At 35.2% G+C, this 1,783-nt stretch carries 3 protein-coding genes and 1 pseudogene; all 4 read right to left on the bottom strand.

The genetic code is table 11. The annotated features are described in order from the left end of the window. Positions 1–447 precede the first annotated feature (447 nt). The gene (locus tag F885_RS21340) at positions 448–579 is read right to left on the bottom strand and encodes a hypothetical protein (protein WP_005315431.1); all 132 of its coding nucleotides are present in this window, start codon (positions 577–579) and stop codon (positions 448–450) included. Between the two features lie 218 nt (positions 580–797). Further along, positions 798–1,079, bottom strand: a complete 282-nt coding sequence (locus tag F885_RS12310; protein ID WP_005315428.1) for a hypothetical protein — start codon at positions 1,077–1,079, stop codon at positions 798–800. A 168-nt stretch (positions 1,080–1,247) separates the two neighbouring features. Continuing rightward, entirely contained in the window at positions 1,248–1,529 is a 282-nt protein-coding gene (locus F885_RS12315; RefSeq protein ID WP_005315426.1) for a hypothetical protein, read from the bottom strand. Continuing rightward, positions 1,526–1,783 (bottom strand): annotated as a pseudogene (locus F885_RS12320) (zonular occludens toxin domain-containing protein); the annotation flags it as partial. The pseudogene F885_RS12320 and the gene F885_RS12315, both read right to left, overlap by 4 nt.

Here is a 1,783-nt window from a genome sequence, read left to right as displayed (position 1 = left end):
GTAACATAACAAATATTATGCAAAATCAGGACACCTTCATCTGAACCAGCATTGTCTAGATCCAAGTTACTCACCTACCTTTAACCGCATATTATCATTGTTATTCTGTATGTCAGTTCGCTTTCGGAATACTCCGAAAGCTCTATTTAGCCTATGCAAGATCAAATTTTTAAATTGTAGCCAGAAAGCGAGATGATTTATTTTCATTTGTGACGCTGGCTAGACAGCCAGCTTAAGCCGCCTAATCGGCGGTATTTTCTAAGGTTTAGGGTAGTGATTCTGTTTATATCGATATATGCGCTTTGTTAGCGCATATATGGCACAGCAAAGCTGTACCGAGCCTAACTAAACTATTGCGCTAAAAAAAAGAAAGTAAAACCGATAACCATATCGGACATGTAATAAAGATCATAAAAATTAAAATTGTACGACCCAAAATCAAAGTCCTCAAAAATATCCTGAAAAGATCAAAACAAGTAAAACAGCACAAGCACCAGTAAAAAAACCAAGCCCATAACCCACATAAAACGTAAATTTTAGTTCTTGTTTTGCTGAAACTCTTTCTTTAAATTCTGTCATATTTTGCCAATCCGAATTTTGGGGTGAAAAATATTAAGTTGTTGAAATTTAATTATTAAATTGTGCCAGGGAAAAGCCGGGAAAAGATCTGCAGTAAGACACCCGATTGTAATAAAATGCCAATCACTTTAACATTTCTTTGACGTAGTTAAACACTCTTTCACCAAAAAAGAATAGAGCCAAAATTAACACCGTTATGCCCAAAATATCTTGCGTAGTCATAATTCTAACCTCCTTAAAACCGAACATATGGCCAATGCACCTGAAATACGATCAGATTCTTTATTAATAATACGCTCAAGTGATTGTCGCATTGTTTCACCTTCAAATTTAGATATTTCCTTAAGAGCAAAATAACACTCAGAAGAAATCACAGTATCAAGTCGCCTTGTATCGCCAGCATCATTATTACGTTCTCTATATGCTCGTTGGCGCTCGGCACTTGTTTTTGGTTCTGGTTTAAATGAATCGATTGTTTTATTGTCTTTAGGGTCTTTCATTGTGAGTTACCGTGTAACTTTGTTCATGAAAAAAATCATAACACTCGTTACACGGTAACACAATCAATATTACCAAGAAATGGAGTAAATGGAGCACCATTAATTTCACATAAAAACCGAAGATCTCTTAAAAATTTTTGGTGTCGATAGTATATAAAAACATGGGAATCATGCAGACGTTTTCTTTTCATTTTTTAAAGCTCTGTATTGCTCAATAGCCTGTTTAATCAATCTTTGTTTTTCCTCCAGTGGCACATATTTACGCTTGAATCGGTATAAGTAGCCGTTATTCGTTTTAATTCGATTAGGTTGCTCAAAATGCAATGTAATAAGATTTAAGAGCATTTTTAAGAAGCCTGTGCAGATTGCACCCGTAATGACTCCGACTACGAATACGACAAAAAGAAGCTGTTCTAATTGAGCTATTTCCACTAGAGATAAAGTAGTCATAAAGAATTCACGCCTATGTCTTTAGATTTAAGTGTTTGTGTTTCATAAACAATATTATTTGCTCGATTTTTTTCATCAAGATATTGAAGATATTTAGCATATTGCTCAGGTGTCATTGGCGTATCTTGATTTGATGTAGAAGCAACATAATTACCTGATTGCGCAATGCCTGTATTGATCGCTCGAGGCTGTTTTGAGTAGTCAAAAGGACGATTGCCACGCATATAGTTCTGACAGTCAGTTTGACTGACATC

It is taken from the genome of Acinetobacter higginsii (assembly GCF_000369845.1).
Taxonomy (GTDB): domain Bacteria; phylum Pseudomonadota; class Gammaproteobacteria; order Pseudomonadales; family Moraxellaceae; genus Acinetobacter; species Acinetobacter higginsii.
The sequence above is the reverse complement of the archived record's forward strand: the minus strand, read 5'-3'. Positions and strand labels throughout refer to the sequence as shown.

Bases quoted from the DNA above. Each gene is read 5' to 3' on its own strand.
- F885_RS21340 (WP_005315431.1), bottom strand. From the start codon at position 579: ATGACAGAATTTAAAGAAAGAGTTTCAGCAAAACAAGAACTAAAATTT.
- F885_RS12310 (WP_005315428.1), bottom strand. From the start codon at position 1,079: ATGAAAGACCCTAAAGACAATAAAACAATCGATTCATTTAAACCAGAA.
- F885_RS12315 (WP_005315426.1), bottom strand. From the start codon at position 1,529: ATGACTACTTTATCTCTAGTGGAAATAGCTCAATTAGAACAGCTTCTT.